Consider the following 20,438-nt stretch of genomic DNA (forward strand, 5'->3'; position numbering starts at 1 on the left):
AACTCTATTTATCAACTTCTAATCTCGTTCTCATTCTTTCCATTTCATCAAGTTGTCCCATATCAAGCCAAGAGTTTTCACTTATTGGGTAAACACCTATCTTTTCTCCTGCTTTTTTATATTTTTCTACAATATCCGGAAACCCTACAGCTTTATTATTCTCAAGTTCGTCAATCACTCTAGGGTCAACAAAATACATTCCCGTATTTGTAAAGAAAGAGAATTCAGGTTTTTCTCTCATTTTATCTATTTCTCCATTTTCATTTATCTCAACAACACCATATGGTATTCTAATATGTTTTAAAGAGCACACCATCGTAATAAGGTTATTCTCCCTTTTATGAAAATCATATATCTTCTTATAATCTTCCTCGATTAAAATATCACAGTTTGTTAAGATAAATGTTTTATCTATCTTCCCCTTTAATAAACTAAGCCCTCCTCCCGTACCTAGAGGTTCATTTTCATCAACAAAATCCACTTTATAATTTTTCTCAATTTCATTAAAATATGCTTTAATCATATTCTTTTTATGATTAACTACTAAGTAGAACTCGTCATTACCATATTCATTAAATCTATTTATAATATGTTCAACAATGGGGATTTCTCCAATTGGTATTAAAGGTTTAGGTAGAATCTTAGTATAAGGATATAGTCTTGTTCCAAGTCCGCCAGCCATTATAACAACTGGAACTTTAATATTTTCTCGATATTTAATTTCGCCATTCCATAAGACTACAGATATAATATCCTTATTGTTATCCACGATTGGTAATGCTTCAATAGCATTCTCACGCATGAATTCTTTTGCTATCATTTTATCCTTTTCAAAAATGTATTTTGGATTATAGTTTGCAATATCTTTCACTCTTGCTTCAAGGTTACCTTTTTTAAGAATCCATCTTCTAATATCACCGTCTGTAATTGCGGCTACAAATTGGCCTTCTCTTACAACAAACAATACTTTCTTAGCGACTTTATCTAGCAAAGCCATAGCATCGAGCATTGTAGCATTTTCATCAATTAAAAATTCCTTTATATCCAATGGTCAATCCTCCTTTATAGTTTTTTCAAACAATCTATCACATATTCAACATCATCTTCTTTTAGATTTGAACTACATGGAATATTTACAACGTGCCTCACGTAATCACTAGCTTTTTCTATTTTATAAGTCTGGCTATCCACATAAGGAATTTGTTCACTTATTAATCCCCAAATTGGCCTTACTTGAACTCTTTTTGTTGATAAATATCTTATGACCTCATCCCTATCTAGTGGATAATCATAGTTTATATATAGTCCATAGAACCAATGATTGCTTCTTATATTTTTATCAAACTCAAGAATGGAAAGTCCTGCAATCTCTTCTATTGCACCTTTATATAATCTATAATTTTTTTCTTTTATTTTAATGAAATTTTCTAATTGCTCTAATTGTGCCAATCCAAGTGCAGCCTGTAGATTTGTCATACGGTAGTTATAACCAATTTCGTCATGCATGTAATATAATTCATCACTCTTTGCTTGAGTTGTGAGATGCTTCGTTTTTTTTAACAATACTGCATCATCTGAAACAACCATACCTCCACCACCGGTAGTCATTATCTTGTTTCCATTAAATGAGTAAACACCAACATCACCAATAGTCCCTGCGAATTTATTCACGTAGGGACCATTGGTGTAATATGTCCCAATTGCCTCTGTAGCATCCTCAATAACTTTTAGGTTATAGCTAGTTGCTACCTCCATTATTTGTTCCATTTTAGCCATATTTCCGAACACATGAACAACAATAATTGCTTTGATATGTTTTCTAGTCTTATTATTAATTAGCTGTCCATCAATAAAACTACATTGCATTTGACAAAAATCTTTAAGCTTCTCAGCATCCATACAAAGAGAATCATCACAGTCCATAAATATGGGTTCTGCCCCAATATACTTTACAGGGTTCACTGCAGCAATAAAGGTTAATGTTGGCACAATAACTTCATCAAGTCTCGTTACACCACAAACTTGAAGCGCTATATGTAAACCAGAGGTTCCGTTTTGAACCGATACAGCACCTCTAGCATTCACGTATTTAGCAGTTTTTTCTTCAAACTCATTAACATATGGACCTCCGGTAGACACCCACTCTGTTTCTACAGCATGAGTTACATATTCTAATTCTTTGCCCTTCAAATTGGGCACAGATAGAGGGATAAATTTTTGGTTCATACGGTACCTCTCCTATATGTTATAAATATCTGTTTTATATTTTTCTAAATTACCTTTAAAAAATTCAATTGTTTCCGCTAGACCCTGTTCAAATGTATATTGTGGTTCCCAATTTGTTAAGCTCTTGATTTTTGCGTTAGAGCCTAGCAAGCGGTTAACTTCACTATTCTCAGGTCTTAATCTCTGTTCATCACATATAATTTTGGCGTTAGGATTAATTTGTCTGATTAGCTCTTCTGCAAGTTTCCCTATAGATATCTCATTTTGTGTAGCTATATTAATTTCTTCTCCAATTGTATTTTTTGACTTTGCAATCTCAATAAAACCATTTGCTGTATCCTTTACAAAGTTAAAATCTCTAGTCGGCGTTAATGACCCCAGTTCGATTTCCTCTTTTCCTGAAAGAAGCTGTGTAATTATTGTAGGAATTACTGCTCTTGCAGATTGACGTGGACCATATGTATTAAAAGGTCTTACAATTGTTATAGGCATATCAAAGCTTCTATAGAAAGATTCAGCTATCCTGTCTGCTCCTATTTTAGTAGCTGAGTATGGAGATTGTCCTTGAAATGGATGAACTTCATCAATTGGAACATATTTAGCAGTTCCATATACCTCTGAAGTTGAAGTAACTAGAACCCTCTTTACGTCAAGATCTTTTGCTGCTTGTAAAACATTCAAAGTTCCCTTTATGTTTGTATCAACATATGAGTCTGGAGAATGATAACTGAAAGGTATGGCAATTAACGCAGCTAAATGATGAACCTCATCTATTCCTTTCATAGCTTCTTTTACACCATTAGGGTCCCTAATGTCCCCCGCAAAAATTTCTATATCACTAAGTTTACTTTTAGGAAGTGTATCGAGCCATCCCCATGAATTGAAGGAATTGTAATATACAAAAGCCCTCACATCACAACCATCATCTAATAGTTTTTCAACAAGATGACTCCCAATAAAACCATCTGCACCAGTAACTAATACTTTTTTCATTTTTTTGCACCTCTCTCACATCATATTCTTACATAAATATATTTTATTGTTTAATTAATAAAAATTAAACTTATCATTATAATATGTTCAGTCAATTCTTCCGTTTTTCACCTTTTTTAATTGTGGTCCAATCATATAAAATTTTGTTAAGTTAACCCCATACTTTTTCGAATCTTGTTGATCCAGTTACTATTACATCGGCTTCTTTTATCTAATTATTAACTAGAAGACTGTCTTTTCTTTTTCATTCATAACACAAACTTTTGATCTAAAAGTAATAACAACTTTATCACAAATTCTATCATTAATCCTTACTACCTGTATCCCATTTTTCTTTATAAACTCAATGATTTTCTCTTGTTCCATTACATTCATTTCACAGAAAGAATTCGTTATCCTATTATCATTAGTATATATCATTTTTTCTTCTATTAAATAAAATTTCTATTCAATTTCCTCATTTTACTCGCTCTAAAATCCCCCCACCTACCAAACTAGCATTAAAGTTCGTGGCGTCAACATGCAGAATATTGGAAACTAGCATGGAAGATGTCTCAATAGTAAGGGGGATTATCATAATAATTAAAGAGGATTACACGATAAATAAGTGGACACTGGCTATTGTGCCCACCGCTTCAATCGACCATCATGCTATGGTACTTGAAGCAAGCAAAACTACTTATGTCAAGCAAACACCGCTAGAAATCATTGAACAAAATTGTTTAAATAATGGCGCAACGTTTCGCGGCAGACAGCACGCTTCTCAGCAATTATTACATAAGAAACAAAAAGTTCCGATTGTCATTCGAGAACATCCTACAAGATATGCTTTCCCAACACAATCACCGAAAAATTTTTCATGTAGCTGGATTATTGCTAATCACATCATTCATATCGATGTAAATAAAAGCACAAATGAAACAACATTTCCGACAACAATATACTTCAAGTCCAAGCAAACACTTCATCTGGAAGAATCAACCTATCAAATTAAACAGCAATTCGAACAAACTCTAGCACTACATCAAGCACTAAAAAACGGATAGATTATTTCATATCTTTCTATCGAAAAAAAGATTACAATAATGAAGAAGACTATTTTCACCTAAACCAACATGGAAAGGATTTTTCTCATGAAACCCGATACATTTAGTTTGGTTTTAGATCCCGCTATTGCAGAAAAAACATATTTTGAAGGAATGCTCATCCACCCAACAGATCCACAGCATGGAATCGCTGTATTACGAAAAAACGACGATGACCTCACAATAGTTCTTTATAAAGTGTTGTTTCACCCACCATCACAGTACAAAGCAGACTATCATTTATTAACAAAATCATTCAAAACAGAAAAAGCAATTCAAACATTTCTAGCTACATTCTCTACATTAAACGGTGAAGAATTTTGGGCATTTATCAGAAAGTGGGACAAAAGGGTCTGACCCCAATGTCCCAATGGGGCGTTGGGGTCAGACCCTAGCGCCCCATTTTTTCGTTATAATTAGGTAGCACTATAGTTCGTGGTATTCCCTCTCTACTTCTTAGAAAATCAGTAAGAGGGAAAATTAATGACCACTACTGAATTTAAGCATTTTTATGGGCAATACATAACGAAAAAAAGAAGAGAAATTGGGTTATCTCAAGAGGAATGTGCAGAAGTAATTGGTATCTCAAAGGATGCATTAAGTAGAATCGAACGAGGCATCAATGCGCCGAATTATTATACCAGTTTCGCACTGCACAAGTACTTACAATTAGACTTTGATTATCTTTTTAGTGCATATGAAAAATATATTGATGGCCAAGATACATCAGATGAGGAATAGACAGTATAATGCACAAGTTTTTATTTAGCTATAGTCTAATATCACCATTATACTTATAATCTCATAGAGGAGTCTACAGATAGAGGTACAGCTCATACAATATGTTGACTGTGCCTTTATTCATTTTTTATAGAAGACCACCACAAAATGGACTACATCAATTCGTAAAAAGAATCTTTACCTAGGTGCTGCACATACATTGCCACTAGCTCAACAACCCAATTTAAAACAACGCGTCACGCACCTCTAAATTACCAAACACGAACTTCAGAAGCTGCCGATATGTAAAAATCTCAACTTCTTTTACTCTTTCAACATTTTCTATTCTGTCTTCCTCGTTATGATTGACCGCATGATAATAATAACGCTTGATGTATTATAAGATTTTATACTTGTATATGTTACCCGATCAGACGAATAGATTAATCTGCGTGATTAATCTAGAAAAGTTATACATAGGTTATTCATCAAAACCCTTTATGTACGTTCGATCCCCGTCCATTAACCTGATTATTTCAATTGCCCACTTATCCTGCAAGTCACTAGATCTTAAAAACCGGAAAAACTCATGCGATATATCTGCTAAAGCATTTTCTTTGATGCGATATGAGTATCGGGCGCCTTTGTATTGCTTTTGATAACGTTTCCGCCTTTTGTTTGTGCACTTATATAACAACGAATTTGGTCCGAAAACCTCCTCAAAAGCAGCTTGTGTATCCGAATTATGTGTATTGAAAAAATCTATTAAATTACTCGCCACCTTTTTATGTCTACTAGAACCACTGCTCATTTCCGTCAACACATCTACTTCCTAATGTTCCATATTATCTCTATGTATATACAAACCTTCTAGCTCTGTTTGATAAATCTGCTTCTTCATTGCATGGTTTTCAACAATAATAAAAGAAAAGAAATAATAAATGGCGAACATTAAGCTGAAAACTAACAATAGAAAATCAGTCAATCGAAAGACTTCATGGTTTACAAACATAAAGAACAAAGAACTAACGTTAATTACAGCAAACACAACTAATAAATGAAAGAAACTTCACTCCAAAAGCTAGACGAAATTTCTTAATAAGAAAATTTCCATAGTATTTTCAAATCACCTTCTTGAATTCAGCTAATGAGGTTAATCCAATAATCGTCATGTTGATCGTTATAATAGCCATGATTAAACTAGAGTCATAAATTATTTTCTGGGCATTGATATATTCCAACGAGAATTAATATATAAAGATTATCTCATTTCGAGGCTATGTCGCTTACGTTTGTAGTATTTGACGCTTTTGTTTATTAATTAATAATACTGCATCTAAGAAATTTGTAATGAGAAGTACAAACTAGCTCCCATTATCATTTTAATGGAAGCTAGTAACTATACCATAAAGATCTCTTACAATTTCTCCAATACTTTTTTATATTTTCCTTAGATAATTTGTCTTCTATACCTTGGAGCTAAACTATATGATACTTATATCTCCACTGCGTATGTGCTAAACTATTCTTGTCCTGCGTTGGATATGCCTCGTTCTTTGATGAGGTTAGGTGGTCTGGAAACTAACCTTATCTTATCACGAAGAGAGGCTTTTTTGTTCTCCAATCTAGAAACTTTCTGAAACCCCAGCATAATCAGGGGTTTCAGAAACATACAATATATAACACGTCCTAAAGTAGCTTTCCTACTACAAGAAATCAACTTTAATTTAAGTGGTGACTAGGTATTCAGGATACTTTATAAATAACCTTCTAATTCTGGTTTATAATTATTGCAAAACAAACCAAATGCGTTGAATTCACATCTACCGATAAGATTAATTGTACCATTGAAAACTAATTAAAGATTCTGCCTATACCATTCTATTGCAGCTTCAATTCCTTTTTCAAAATTCCAACTCGGATCATACCCCAACATCTCTTTAGCCTTATTTATATCAGCATTACTGTGCTTAATGTCACCTTTTCTATCAGGACCAAAGATGGGTTTTATATTTTTTCCGAGTGCTGTACAAAGAGAATTATAAACATCAATCAAATATTCTCTTCCACCAAAAGCGATGTTGAAAGCTTCTCCGGAAACTTTAGATGATGCCTTACAAGCTTTCAAATTTGCTTCTATCACATTCTCAATATATGTGAAGTCTCTACTTTGCTTTCCATCTCCATTTATATTTGGGTGTTCATTATTAAGTAATTGTTTAATAAACTTAGGAATAACTGCAGCATAGGATCCATTTGGATCTTGTCTTCTGCCGAACACATTAAAGTATCTTAATCCATAAGTATCTAATCCATATAATTTTGAATACAACTTTCCATATTCTTCATTAATCATTTTAGTTAAGGCATACGGTGAAAGTAAATTTCCTTCCCTTCCCTCTTTTTTCGGAAGATTTGGCTCATCTCCGTACACGGAGGAACTGGAAGCATACACAAACTTCTTAACACCATTTTGCCTAGCAGCTTCCATCATATTTATTGTTCCTCTTATATTGATTTCTTCATAAAACAATGGCATTTCAATACTTCGTGGAACACTGCCCCAAGCTGCTTGATTTAACACATAATCTACGCCTTCACAAGCCTTCATGCATGTATCTAGATCTCTTATGTCCCCTTTGATAAATGTATAATTAGGATTGTTGGTAAATAGGTCCACATTTTTTTGTTTACCATTAGAAAGATCATCCAGACATCTAACTTTATATCCTTTATCCAATAATACCTCGCACAGGTTAGAGCCAATAAAACCAGCTCCACCTGTTACGAGAAATACACTATTCTTTTCAAAGTTAATATTTTCATACCCCATGGCTTGTGCCACCTCTCATTACAATCTCCAGTATCTATACCCTAATGTTTCATATTGTTTTCTATCTAAGATTCCTTTAATATCAAGTAACACTTTGCTTTCATTAGATCCTTCTTTGAACATTTTATTAAAGTCTTTTTGAGAGAATTTTAAGAATCGGTTATGTCCAACAGCTACAACAACAGCATCCATGTCTTTAATGTCTTCTACTGAATCAAACACTATTTCATATTCGTACTTTGCCTCTTCAGCATCAGCTTCAGGATCAGCGATCAGCGGTTTAATTCCGTATTCTTTAAGTTCATTTACTATGTCAATAACTCTTGTATTTCTTGTATCAGGACAATTTTCTTTAAATGTAAACCCTAATATTGCTACTTTGGCGTCCTTAACTGGCACATCTGCTTTAATAAGATTTTTAATTAAATTTTCTACTACATATTTACCTACATCATCATTAATTCTTCTACCAGAAAGGATAATTTGTGAATGGTACCCTAGTTGTTCAGCTTTGTAGGTAAGGTAATAAGGATCCACACCAATACAATGCCCACCAACTAATCCTGGGAAGAAGTTTAAAAAATTCCACTTCGTTCCTGCAGCTTCAAGAACTGCTTTTGTATCAATTTCCATCTTATTAAAGATAATGGAAAGTTCATTCATAAATGCAATATTAATATCTCTTTGTGAGTTCTCAATAACCTTTGCAGCCTCTGCTACTTTAATAGATTCTGCTCTGTGTACTCCGGCATCAACCACAAGCTCATAAACTTTCGCAATAACATCAAGAGATTCTTTATCCACACCAGATACAACTTTAACTATCGTCTCAAGTCTATGTACTTTATCACCTGGGTTGATTCTCTCAGGTGAATAACCCACCTTAAAATCTTCACCACATTTCATTCCTGATTCCTTTTCAAGAATTGGAATACAAATTTCTTCAGTTACACCCGGGTAAACTGTTGATTCAAACACAACAATTGAACCTTTAGTAAGGTTTCTTCCCACTGTTCTACTTGCAGATTCTACAGGTGTTAAATCGGGAGTATGATCAGCATTTACTGGTGTAGGAACTGCAACGATATGAAACTTAGCTTTTTTAAGTTCATTTTCATCTGCAGTAAATTCTACTGTAGTTTCTTTTATCACATCATCCCCAACTTCTTTAGTTGGATCTATACCATTTTTGTATAGTTCAACTTTTTCTTTGCTAATATCAAACCCTATAACATCTGCTTTCTTTGCAAATGCAACTGCGATCGGCATTCCAACATAACCAAGACCTATAAGTGAAATTTTCTCTTCTCCGCTTTTAATTTTTTTGAATAAGTTCATAACATTACCTCATTTCATTATTAATCATATTTTTTAGCGCTTCTTGCCAACTTCTTAAATGCGTAATTTCAGAACCAATGTTTTGAGTTTTATTAAGCCTTGAATTTTTGGGTCTTTTTGCCTTCGTTGGATATTCTTCAGTTTTAATAGGGTTTACTATAATATCTAAACCGGCTTGCTTAAATATCTCGCATGCAAATTCATACCAGTTACAAAACCCTTCATTGGTAACATGATAAATTCCAAACTTGTCTGATTGAATCATTTCTACTAATGATTCAGCCAAATCATAAGTATACGTGGGAGAGCCAAATTGATCAACAACCACCGAAATCTCATCTCGTTCTTTGGCTAATTTAAGCATAGTCTTCACAAAGTTATTACCGTGATTTCCAAAAACCCAACTAATTCTAACAATAAAATAGTTCTTTAAAATATTAAGAACTTCCAACTCGCCTTTATATTTTGTCTCCCCATAGTAATTAATAGGATTTGGTTTGTGTGTTATCCCAAAAGGTGTTTCTCCTACACCATCAAACACATAATCGGTACTAATATAAACCATTTTTGCATTAATATTTTTACATGCTTCAGCCACATACTTTGTCCCCAGAACATTAACAGAATAGCACAGATCTTTTTCATCTTCAGCTCTATCTACCCAAGTATAAGCTGCACAGTGAATAACAACATCAGGGTAATAATCACCTATAATCCTCTTCACATGTTCCTCATTCGTAATATCTAATAATTCTCTGTCAGCCCCTAAGTACTCAATGCCTTCGTATTCTAAGCGCTTTAACACGTCATATCCTAATTGTCCATTAGCACCTGTTACCAAAACTTTCATTACTGTTCACCCGCTCTATTACTGTACATCTTCTCATAATAATCTTTATAATCCCCAGATATTATGTTTTCCCACCAAGAGCGATTTTCAAGATACCACTTAATAGTCAATTTTATACCTTCATTAAATAAAGTTGTAGGTTCCCATCCTAACTCTCTTCTAGTTTTGGATGGATCAATTGCATAACGCATATCATGCCCAGCCCTATCTTTCACAAAAGTTACAAGTGATTCTGGCTTATTAAGTTCTTTAAGTATTGTCTTTACTACTTCTATATTAGATTTTTCATTATGACCTCCGATGTTATATACTTCTCCCACCTTCCCTTTATGGAGAATAAGATCAATAGCAGTACAATGGTCTCCAACGTAAAGCCAATCACGAATATTCTCACCTTTACCATATAACGGTAGTGATTCATCGTTGAGGGCCCTAGATATCATTAGAGGTATCAACTTTTCAGGAAAGTGGTATGGACCATAATTATTGGAACACCTAGAAATAGTTATAGGCAAATCAAATGTTCTATAATAAGCCTGTACCAATAAATCTGCGGATGCTTTGGATGCTGAATATGGAGATGATGTATGAATCGGTGTTTCCTCAGTGAAAAATAAATCAGGCCTATTCAATGGTAAATCCCCATAAACTTCGTCTGTTGAAACTTGATGGAATCTCTTGACTCCATACTTTCTACAAGCATCCATTAATACTTGCGTGCCTATAATATTTGTTCTTAAGAAGATATCTGGATCTTCTATTGATCTATCTACGTGAGACTCTGCAGCAAAATTAACTACAAAATCAAAATTTTCTTCTTTAAATAGCTTATTTACTAATTCTCGATCTAAAATATCACCTTTAACAAATTCAAAACTTTTATTTTCCATAACTGGATCTAGTGTAGATAAATTACCTGCGTATGTTAATGCATCTAAACATACTACTCTATATGTTGGATGCTCTTTCAGCATATGAAACACGAAATTACTGCCAATAAAGCCTGCTCCACCTGTTACTAATATTTTCATTTTTTTCCTCCCATACGCTAATATTTAAAGTTTATATTACTATCTTTTAATAATGGTGCAGTCAGATCTTTCTTTGATAAAATAGGGGTATCCACACCCCATTTTACTCCGATTTCTGGATCATCAAACCGAATACTTCTGTCATTATCAGGAGAATAATATTCATCAACTTTATACTGTACTTCAACATTCTCAGAAAGTGTTAAGAATCCATGAGCAAAACCTTTAGGAATTAAAAGCTGCTTATGATTATCTTCACTTAATTCTACAGCAACCCATTTCTTATATGTAGGGGACCCTTCTCTAATGTCAACAGCTACATCCAGTATTTTCCCTTTCGTACATCTCACAAGTTTGGTTTGCGCTTTAGGGTTAAGTTGAAAATGAAGTCCCCTCAAGGTCCCTTTCTTTGCAGAAAAAGAATGATTATCTTGAATAAAAAGGATATCTAGTCCAAGCTCTCTAAACTTCTCTTTAGAGTATGTCTCTGTAAACCATCCTCTGTAATCACCAAAAACCTTTGGCTCAATAATAATTACATCTTCAATATTTGTCTTTAATATATTCATCCAACTAACCTCATTTCTAGTAATGGATTTTCCCATCAGCTACTTTCTTTAGATGCTCTCCATAAGGTGATTTTCCGTATTTCTGCGCAGAAACTAAAAGAGTTTCTTTGTCTATCCAATTATTATGATATGCTATTTCTTCAAGTGCAGAAATTTTAATGCTCTGTCTTTTTTCAATCATTTGAATAAACTCAGCAGCTTCAACTAAGCTATCCATTGTACCAGTATCCAACCAAGCAAACCCTCTTCCTAAGAGCTTTACATTAAGAGTACCCTCTTCTAAATACATTCTATTTAAATCTGTGATCTCTAGTTCACCTCTATTTGACGGTTTCACTTTTTTTGCAAAATCTATAACTCTATTATCGTAAAAGTATAGTCCTGTTATGCAATAGTTTGATTTAGGGCTTTTTGGTTTTTCTTCAACTGAAATAACTTTTCCTTCGTCATTAAAATCTACAATTCCAAATCTTTCAGGATCATGTACATAGTATCCAAATATTGTAGCTTTTCCGTTCTTAGCATTTTCAGCAGCTTCTTTGAGGATAGGAGTAAATCCATTTCCGTAATAAATATTATCTCCTAATATCATAGCTACGTTGTCAGATCCAATGAACTCTTCTCCTATTATAAACGCTTGAGCTAAGCCGTCAGGTGATGATTGTTCAGCGTATTGCAGATTAATACCAAACTGGCTACCATCACCTAGCAACTTTTTAAAGTTCGGTAAGTCATGTGGAGTAGATATAATTAAAATATCTTTTATATCTGCCAACATGAGAACGGATAATGGATAATAGATCATAGGTTTGTCATATACAGGAAGCAATTGTTTGCTTGTCATCATAGTTAATGGATATAACCTTGTACCTGAACCTCCAGCTAATATAATACCCTTCATTTTACATTCTCCTTTCATACGTGTTTTTTATTTGAAGATTTAATTATCAAAGACCTTAATTCTATTATGAGCTTTATAGGTTCAAGAGCTAATCCCTTAAGATACTCTTTTGTGGTAAGATTCAATTCTTTACTAGATACCATAGGCCAATACCAGTTATTAAAAAGCAAGTTTGTAATCAGTCCACTAAGAATAACTCCAGTAATTCCTAATGTAGTAAAATTTACAAATATTAGCTGTATTATAATGGTAAAAGCCGATGTCATAATATATGATTTGTACATTGGTATTTTATTTCCTGTGGCTATATAGGCTCCAGAAAGTGTATGATTGTTTATTAATAGATTTTGAATCAAGAGTATAATTGATAGGATTACAGGTAACAAATTAGTCTCTGAATTAATTAAGTCTAGTAGATATGGAGAAATAAATACTGCTGCTATCCCACCGATTAGAATTATATAACCAGAAAGACCTGTTGCCTTTAAATAATAGGACTTCAATTTTTTTGCATTTCTGTTCACTCTTTCGTAAGACATCGAAGGAATATAAGTATTAAACAAAGCATTACCAACTGACATAATAATATCGAAAACTTGCTGTGTTAGCCCAACCGCTGATGCCATTTCAAGACCAAAATATGTAGAACTAATAAGCGTACTTGCTCGTTTTTGAATGAAATTTGATAAAGAAATTAAACCCTGTTTATAGGCATTAGGCCACACCGAAAGAAAAAGTTCCTTTTTCTCCTTTATGGGTATTTTATTTCGTTTGAACTTTGATAGATTATCATTTACATTCTCATATCTATTAAATAGATAGATTGCAGCTAGTCTCATAACTAAATTTCCAACAAAATAGGCAGCTGATACAGCAATTAGCCCATAGCCTAAATATAACCCAATTATTGTAAGCAATAGCTGTACTACTTTTGATGCCACTAATACTTGATTAGATTCTTTAATAGCTCCTATCCCTTTTAAAAGCGGTGGCCAATATGCATAATAAATATTTATTACAACTGATAGAAAGTATATTATCCAAGCAATCATATAATCGCTTTGTGCTATTTGTTCTTTAGCAGATTCATTAATAAAAAGTGTCCCTATTGTTGATAAACCAACAAAAACAACTGAAGCTAAAATCAAATAAATAGTCTTGGAGGTTCTTATCAATTTGAAAAGCAAATAATAATTAGGTTCTGATTCCTTAGCAGTCTGTGTAAAACCTTCTTTAGAGATTTCTTTAGCTCCACACCATACAAAAGTTACATTTCTTGCTATAGTAGTAGAAAACCCGAAATCAATAAGGATAGCTAGTGTTCCAAATGAAGTGAACACATACCAAAGTCCCATCTCAGCGGAAGATAAGTTTACAAGTATGAATGGTAATAATATTATATTTATTCCTGTTGTTAGAAAAAGATTTGCATAATTCCAAGCAATATCTTTTTTTGTTACTTTTATACTCATTGCGCACCCCACAAGACTAATTTAAATTCTAGTTCAGTTAATCAGATTTTTCCCGCATAGATTTTAAAAAGTAAAATACCATAAATGGAATAATAATAATCAAAAATAGATTTCTCGTTATTTCCAGAAACGAAGCCCTCACAATATTAATCAAGATGTAAAATACCGAAAAATATTGTGCTGTTTTTAGAGGGTTATTCATTTTGCTAAACTTAAAGTACTTACCAATAAAGCTTCCAAGTACAAAGGTAATAAATAAGCCATGCCAGCCAAAATTAGCATACAACTCACCCGGTAAAGAAGCACCTACAGGATAGCCTTCTATTTCATATAGTCTTCTAAAAATAGAAACATCATAAAAAAAATCCGGAAAAATCCATCCAATTGGTAAAATAGATGGAATAGCTCCCCAAAAACTAAATCCATATTGAAACGGAATTAGTTTAGGTATATTTTCCATAGCGATAACTACTGTCATAAAGGACAATCCAAACTCGCCAAATACCTCAAAAATAAAATCAAGTGAGAAAAAACTTGTAAACCCCCCACTAAAAAACTGTGTTATTGAGACTAAAGAGTTCTGTCTAATCTGGCTTATTTGAGTTAATATGTTCAACCCAACAACCCCAAGAATACATAAAACAATTACTCTTGACACTTTTATCTTTGTTTTATTTACATAAAAATAATTGATTATTACAATTAATATTCCAATAAACTGATATCGTCTGTCTCCAGTTAATATCATATTTAGTGTTGAATATAATATAAAAGCAATTAATAAAACAGTCTTCTTCTTTTTTGAAATAGAGGAGTTTAGAATGAAAATCATCGATGGAACGAATAAGATTGCAATATCATCTGATATTCCTGACTGGGATTCTAATGCATAATAGGATCCATTGCTTTGTGCCGCTATAATGTTTCCAACATCAATTATTAATCTGAACGGAAAAGAAATAATCGCTAAAACTATTCCAATATTTTTTACAGCTTTATCTTTAAGTTCAAACTTATGTGTTTGGACATTTACATTTATTCTTTCCTTTGCAAAAGCAAGAATACCTAAATTAAGAACCTGTAGATAACATAAGATAAATAGTGCTGATTCAAACAGGAGTTCATCATGGTATCTATGAATTAGCCCCCAAGAGATAAACTCTGCTTTGTCAATTGCAAGTAAGTAGATATTTCCAAACATAAAAACATGACTAAAAATAAAAAAATACGTAACAAAATCATAAATGCCGAACCCTAATTTTCGTTGACTTAGCAACTGAATAAGTAGAGATACGATTGAAATGATACTAATAATAACAGGCCAATTATCATTATAATTTTTCAAATTGATATGAGTGTATAGTAATAAGGATAAAGTGATTAATACATTCAGAAACACTATTGATAATTTATTCCATTTTTCCATTATAGCCCTCCTTATTATGTCCGGATAATTATCATTTAGCCACTCTAGCCTTAGGTCCCACAACCACAGAATTAGGCAATACATCTTCAATTACACAAGCATTAGCTCCAATCGAAGCGTTGTCTCCTATGACAACGCCTCCTAGTATACATGCCCCGCAACCAACGAATACGTTATTTCCTATCTTAGGGACCCCCCTTTCACCCCTACCACCAATTGTAACATTTTGGTATATATGAGTGTTTTCTCCTAGTTCAGCTTTTTCGTGTATCACAACCCCTAACCCATTGTGATGTAATTGTGAACCCTTTCCAATTTTGACTGTATTCGGCAATTCGCAAGCAAACAAAACTCTAATTAATCGCTGAATAATTGCTGGAAGTAATGGGGTTTTTTTATTGTTAAGCCAATGACCTACTCTATGCATTCTTAATACAGCGGATTCTTTCATTACGCCACCTCAATTATTTATAATAAATTCATAAAAAAGTCTGTTGGATCCTTGTCGAAGTTGTACGTGGTATTAGTTCTCAATTTTTCATTTATACTTTCCATATCGTCAAGTACATATTGTATTTTATCAGCTATAGCATTACCGTTCATTTCACAGATAAAACCATCTACATTATCGGTTATCTGTTCCTTTACAGTAGTATAATTAGTAATTACAATAGGTTTTTTTAAATATAAGGCTTCATCCACGGCATTTGACTTTCCCTCAGATCTTGAAGGATGAACAAAAATATTACACCGCTTAATATACTCAAAAGTGTTCAATTTAAAGCCTATGAGAATTATATGCTCCTGCAAGTTTTTTTCTTTAATTATTTTCTCCACTTCTTTTCTGAATTTTCCATCTCCAAGGATATACCATTTGAATTTAATTCCTTTTTTTATTAATGCTTCACAAGCATCTACTGCCATATCTAATCCTTTGTCTGGATCAAGCCTTGTTACTGTAAGTAATTTTATAGTTCTACCTTCTTCAATATCATTTGTACCCGTTGCTGTACGTTCATAGAATTTGATGGGCAGCACATTATAAAAAACCTCCATTCGATCTTTCATAAAAGGAAAAATGTTTTGAAAAATATTAGAGCATTCTTTTGACACCGATAAAGAACCGTCTACTTTACCAAAATAGTGACAATCCACATTCTTATCAATAGACGTTCTACTGTAATCACCACGCACCCAATGATACTTTTTTTCTGACTCAACACAATCTACAATAAAATATGTGGATAAACCAGAAGATACGCCAAAAGATGCATGAAAATTTTCAGTTATCTTAGGTAGTTCTTTGCTATGTTTCTTCCAAAATCTTTGTCGTTCCGGATTCATATTTTTTCCAATTAGATACTTAAAGAGCACTAGCAAAAAATCAAAAGCCGCTGAGTATTTTTTATTTTTTAACATTATTTTAAAGTAGTAAATAATATTCTTCGACGGAAGTGTGAACGAAGTAAATAATTCATCGATTTGTATTATTTTCACATTAGAATTTAAGTGCTTTATCAATGTTCCTTCTGGCTCTAATGAAATTAATGAAACATCAAATACTTCATAATTAATATTATCCAGTAGAGCTAATAAACTTTTCTGAGGGCCACCAATATTAAAGTTGTTTACTACGAAAAGCAGTTTCTTCATGATTCAATTCTTCCTTTAATGATTTTCTTATATGTTTGTTCTATTAATAAATAGTATGAATTCGCCAATAACGACACAATCAAATACATTCTGGCCTTTAAAAGAAAACTAAAGATTTTTTTCTTCAATGATGTCTTTTCCCAATCAATTAAACTAACAGCTTTTGTTAGATCATAGTAGCTTGAAAATTCTTTTGTATATCTATATTTTTTAATAAATCTATTTTTATTACCATCTCTATAAACATATGAAATGGAAGATAGAACACCATGCAACTTACTAAGCTCTAACTGATTAGTAAAATTAAATTCGTCTGAGTCATTTAATAATTCTTCCAAGTAGTTGTTCATACTCAAATAATTTTCCCAAGCTTTATGTAAATGTTTATGGGTTCTTGATTCAAAATTTTCACGATAATAATATAGAAACTCATTCTTCAAATAATAAAAAGAACTCGCATGATACATTGCAGTTACAGAGAAAACAAAATCTTGAGCAGCCTTTAAATCATTTGCAAATTTTATATCATTTTTAGTCAAAAATTTTTTATTATAAATCTTTGTAACCATTCGCATAGGCCACTTATGTTGGGTTAGGTCTTTAGAATTAATCAAAAATGGAAATATTTCATTTACTATTCTCTCACGACTATAGTAGCCATCACTACAATCGCTATACTCCGGTTTTTCTTTACCATCAACCTTTACATTTAACAAATCACATGAAACTATATCTATATATTTTTCATTTAATAATGAAGTCAATTTTTTAAACATATGAGGATTTATCCAGTCATCTGAATCAATAAATGAAATGTACTCACCTTTAGATTTTTCAAGTCCAAAGTTTCTAGCATACGCTGATCCACTATTAGCTATTGTGTATGTTTCAACATGGCTATACTTCAAACTGTAATCTCTACATATTGCTTCGGAATTATCACTGGAACCATCATTTACTAATATTACTTCAAAATCAGTGAATGTCTGATTCAAGATACTCTCTATACAGAAAGACAAATATTTCTCACTATTATAAACTGGAATTATTACACTTAGAAACATACATCAAACTCCTATCTAATTACATTAGCTTCCATCCCCATTTATTAAAATAAACAATCATGGATTGTACTGTTATTTTTGCAAACTTAAAACTTTTATGACCGCTTCTCTCCCAAGCATGAATAACTCTTGCTTCGGGATAGAATATTGCTTTTGATAACTGATTTACTCTTCTCGTTATATCTGCATCTTCTAAATACATAAAAAAAGAATCGTCGAAACCTTTTAGTTCTTTATAGATGTCAGTTCTAAATACCATAAAAGAACCAGTTGCATAATCAAGTCTCATTATTTTATTATAACCTGTTTGTTTCATAATATATCTGTCCTGTCTTCGCTTGAACAAGTTAGGTGATATTCTTCTAATAAACATATCAAAAACCGTCGGGTTTGTTTTGCATAAGTATTGAGTTGAAAGATCCGGACTTAATATCAGGGGAGATAACATACCAACATCTTGATTTGCATCAAGATATTTAACCATTTTTCTTATTTGATCTGAATTCTCTACTTGAATATCAGGGTTAACTACAAAATGATATTTAGAATTTATAATGTCAAGAATTGCATTATGCCCATAACCAAATCCTTTATTGACTCCGAGTTCAAGAATTTCAATATTTCCATTCAAATTGCTAACTAAATCAAGCGTGTTGTCTTTCGAATCATTATCAATAATATATAATTTATATGAGTACTCGTTTGGAATGCTTTTCACAATATTTTTTACCGTATTTTCAATTATCTTTGAATTGTTATATGTAACAATTGCTAAACTTAGATCTACCTGTTCCATAAATAGATACTCCTATCTTCAAAGTTTTTCATAAACCAAATTTCCAAAAACCTTATTAATTAAATTAACCCTTTTAAAGATTAACTTGATAATTACTCCAACGGTTTTCGATAGATAAATTGACTTACCGTTTTTTTTAGCCAGTTCTTTGACCATTAGACACGTATTAATATATTTATCATCTTGCGGGAAATACAACCCTTCAGCCACTTCATCAATATACTCTTTAACCGACTGACAAAGCTTGTCTATATGTAGCATACTTCGCTTATTATCTATTAAAGGAAATACCGGCGTTTTGATAGCCAACTTTTCTAGCCTAGCATAATTTCCTGGACAATTTGGTCCATAGACCATTGGTGGTCTTAACACAACAACTCTAAAACTAGAGTCATTCAATTTATTAAGCTCCGCCTCAGCTTCAACTTTACTAATACCATAGAAAGTCTTAGGATCAACTGGTGTGTTACGATTAATAACCACTTCTTGCCCAAGTTTACCTTCTTCCCCATAAACAGCCATCGTACTCATAAAAATGAATTGTGAGACGCCAGCTTCTTTTGCTTTCTTAGCAATTTCAATAGGCAAATCTCTATTAACCTTAAAATACAATTCCTTCATTCCAGGCTTTTCTTTTTGATGCACAACAGCAGCAACATGAAACACTACATCGTAAGTAGAAAAATCCTTTTCTCTCCAAGAGTCGTCTCTTAAACTAATAGAATCTATTAAATAGTCTTCCGAATACCTCTCAAGCCATTTTTTAAAACTAGTTCCCACATAACTGTTCTTACCAGTAATTAATATTTTCTTCATCTAGAGATACTCTCCTTGCTACTCGCTGCTTCATCGGTTTTTGTTACGCCAGTACCACCTTCAACTACTCCATCACTTTTAACAACACTCACTATAGTACCAAAGAAACATTTTACATCCATGCTAAAGCTAATTTTTTGAACATACTCTCCATCTAATTTGGCTTTAACTTCAATAGAAAGTTCATCCCTCCCATTGATTTGAGCCCATCCTGTTAACCCTGGTGGAACATTATTTGCACCATATTTATCTCGTTCATCTACTAGATCATATTGATTCCACAATGCCGGACGTGGTCCGATAATACTCATTTGCCCTGCAATAATATTCAATATTTGCGGAAGCTCATCTAGAGAAGTTTTTCTTAAAAACTTTCCCATTTTAGTAATGTATTGTTCTGGGTCTTCAAGTAAATGAGTAGGGGTGTCTTTAGGTGTATCTATTCTCATTGTGCGAAATTTCAACATATTGAAATGGGTTTTATTAATACCTACTCGTTTTTGTTTAAAAAGAACAGGCCCCTTTGAATCAAGCTTAATTGTAATAGTAAGAATTATATATATTGGCAATAATATTATGAAGCCAATTAAAGAAAGCATGAAATCAATGCATCGCTTTAACTTCATATACATGTCAAAACACTCCTTAAGGGTTTCAGTAAATTA

General features: G+C 32.6%; 21 protein-coding genes and 1 pseudogene. 3 read left to right on the plus strand and 19 right to left on the minus strand.

Annotated features, from left to right (window positions below):
* Positions 1-4 precede the first annotated feature (4 nt).
* Genes HP569_RS03605 through HP569_RS03615 form a run of 3 tightly spaced genes read right to left on the minus strand, consistent with a single transcriptional unit; the run spans position 5 to position 3,219 of the window.
* A complete protein-coding gene (locus HP569_RS03605; protein ID WP_182199783.1) occupies positions 5-1,048 on the minus strand; it encodes a sugar phosphate nucleotidyltransferase in 1,044 nt (347 codons plus the stop codon).
* Between the two features lie 14 nt (positions 1,049-1,062).
* Entirely contained in the window at positions 1,063-2,226 is a 1,164-nt protein-coding gene (locus HP569_RS03610) for a LegC family aminotransferase (protein WP_182199784.1), read from the minus strand.
* A gap of 12 nt (positions 2,227-2,238) precedes the next feature.
* Positions 2,239-3,219 carry an NAD-dependent 4,6-dehydratase LegB gene (locus HP569_RS03615; protein ID WP_182199785.1) on the minus strand — a complete coding sequence of 327 codons (981 nt, stop codon included), beginning with the start codon at positions 3,217-3,219 and terminating at the stop codon, positions 2,239-2,241.
* A 542-nt stretch (positions 3,220-3,761) separates the two neighbouring features.
* On the opposite strand from HP569_RS03615, the gene HP569_RS03620 reads away from it, so the two are divergent.
* From HP569_RS03620 to HP569_RS03630, 3 genes are all read left to right on the plus strand, one after another.
* Positions 3,762-4,265 carry a competence protein ComK gene (locus HP569_RS03620; protein ID WP_182199786.1) on the plus strand — a complete coding sequence of 168 codons (504 nt, stop codon included), beginning with the start codon at positions 3,762-3,764 and terminating at the stop codon, positions 4,263-4,265.
* A gap of 87 nt (positions 4,266-4,352) precedes the next feature.
* On the plus strand, positions 4,353-4,661 hold the full coding sequence (locus HP569_RS03625; protein ID WP_182199787.1) for a hypothetical protein: 309 nt from the start codon (positions 4,353-4,355) through the stop codon (positions 4,659-4,661).
* Between the two features lie 126 nt (positions 4,662-4,787).
* Positions 4,788-5,045 (plus strand): helix-turn-helix domain-containing protein, encoded by a 258-nt coding sequence (locus tag HP569_RS03630; protein WP_182199788.1) that lies wholly within the window; start codon positions 4,788-4,790, stop codon positions 5,043-5,045.
* A gap of 811 nt (positions 5,046-5,856) precedes the next feature.
* On the opposite strand, the gene HP569_RS03635 is transcribed toward HP569_RS03630, so the two are convergent.
* From HP569_RS03635 to HP569_RS03710, 16 genes and pseudogenes are all read right to left on the minus strand, one after another.
* Complete coding sequence (locus tag HP569_RS03635; RefSeq protein WP_182199789.1) at positions 5,857-6,036, minus strand: hypothetical protein; 180 nt, start codon at positions 6,034-6,036, stop codon at positions 5,857-5,859.
* Between the two features lie 441 nt (positions 6,037-6,477).
* Positions 6,478-6,560: pseudogene (locus HP569_RS03640) on the minus strand (IS200/IS605 family transposase); the annotation flags it as partial.
* Between the two features lie 322 nt (positions 6,561-6,882).
* On the minus strand, positions 6,883-7,857 hold the full coding sequence (locus HP569_RS03645) for an SDR family oxidoreductase (RefSeq protein WP_182199790.1): 975 nt from the start codon (positions 7,855-7,857) through the stop codon (positions 6,883-6,885).
* Positions 7,858-7,875: 18 nt separating this feature from the next.
* Positions 7,876-9,195, minus strand: a complete 1,320-nt coding sequence (locus HP569_RS03650; protein WP_182199791.1) for a nucleotide sugar dehydrogenase — start codon at positions 9,193-9,195, stop codon at positions 7,876-7,878.
* A 4-nt stretch (positions 9,196-9,199) separates the two neighbouring features.
* Positions 9,200-10,045, minus strand: coding sequence for a dTDP-4-dehydrorhamnose reductase (gene rfbD, locus HP569_RS03655; RefSeq protein ID WP_182199792.1), 846 nt, complete (start codon positions 10,043-10,045; stop codon positions 9,200-9,202).
* Positions 10,045-11,076, minus strand: coding sequence for a dTDP-glucose 4,6-dehydratase (gene rfbB / locus HP569_RS03660; protein WP_182199793.1), 1,032 nt, complete (start codon positions 11,074-11,076; stop codon positions 10,045-10,047). Before rfbB ends, rfbD begins: the two co-directional genes overlap by 1 nt.
* 17 nt (positions 11,077-11,093) lie before the next feature.
* Positions 11,094-11,645, minus strand: a complete 552-nt coding sequence (rfbC, locus tag HP569_RS03665; RefSeq protein WP_182199794.1) for a dTDP-4-dehydrorhamnose 3,5-epimerase — start codon at positions 11,643-11,645, stop codon at positions 11,094-11,096.
* Between the two features lie 16 nt (positions 11,646-11,661).
* Positions 11,662-12,546: a glucose-1-phosphate thymidylyltransferase RfbA gene (rfbA, locus tag HP569_RS03670; RefSeq protein WP_182199795.1), complete on the minus strand. Its 885-nt coding sequence runs from the start codon at positions 12,544-12,546 to the stop codon at positions 11,662-11,664.
* A gap of 14 nt (positions 12,547-12,560) precedes the next feature.
* Positions 12,561-14,018 carry an O-unit flippase-like protein gene (gene wzx, locus HP569_RS03675; RefSeq protein ID WP_182199796.1) on the minus strand — a complete coding sequence of 486 codons (1,458 nt, stop codon included), beginning with the start codon at positions 14,016-14,018 and terminating at the stop codon, positions 12,561-12,563.
* A gap of 37 nt (positions 14,019-14,055) precedes the next feature.
* Positions 14,056-15,444 (minus strand): O-antigen polysaccharide polymerase Wzy, encoded by a 1,389-nt coding sequence (wzy, locus tag HP569_RS03680; RefSeq protein ID WP_182199797.1) that lies wholly within the window; start codon positions 15,442-15,444, stop codon positions 14,056-14,058.
* 31 nt (positions 15,445-15,475) lie between these two features.
* Complete coding sequence (locus tag HP569_RS14505) at positions 15,476-15,895, minus strand: serine O-acetyltransferase (protein ID WP_182199798.1); 420 nt, start codon at positions 15,893-15,895, stop codon at positions 15,476-15,478.
* A 17-nt stretch (positions 15,896-15,912) separates the two neighbouring features.
* Positions 15,913-17,097: a glycosyltransferase gene (locus tag HP569_RS03690; protein WP_182199799.1), complete on the minus strand. Its 1,185-nt coding sequence runs from the start codon at positions 17,095-17,097 to the stop codon at positions 15,913-15,915.
* Entirely contained in the window at positions 17,094-18,161 is a 1,068-nt protein-coding gene (locus HP569_RS03695; protein WP_182199800.1) for a glycosyltransferase family 2 protein, read from the minus strand. Before HP569_RS03695 ends, HP569_RS03690 begins: the two co-directional genes overlap by 4 nt.
* Positions 18,162-18,180: 19 nt before the next feature.
* Entirely contained in the window at positions 18,181-18,957 is a 777-nt protein-coding gene (locus HP569_RS03700) for a glycosyltransferase family 2 protein (RefSeq protein ID WP_182199801.1), read from the minus strand.
* A gap of 18 nt (positions 18,958-18,975) precedes the next feature.
* Entirely contained in the window at positions 18,976-19,773 is a 798-nt protein-coding gene (locus tag HP569_RS03705) for an NAD-dependent epimerase/dehydratase family protein (protein WP_182199802.1), read from the minus strand.
* Positions 19,770-20,405, minus strand: coding sequence for a sugar transferase (locus HP569_RS03710; protein WP_182199803.1), 636 nt, complete (start codon positions 20,403-20,405; stop codon positions 19,770-19,772). The genes HP569_RS03705 and HP569_RS03710 overlap by 4 nt, the downstream gene beginning before the upstream one ends.
* Between the last annotated feature and the right edge of the window lie 33 nt (positions 20,406-20,438).

The sequence above is a fragment of the Paraliobacillus salinarum genome, assembly GCF_014083865.1.
GTDB classification, from domain to species: domain Bacteria; phylum Bacillota; class Bacilli; order Bacillales; family Amphibacillaceae; genus Paraliobacillus; species Paraliobacillus salinarum.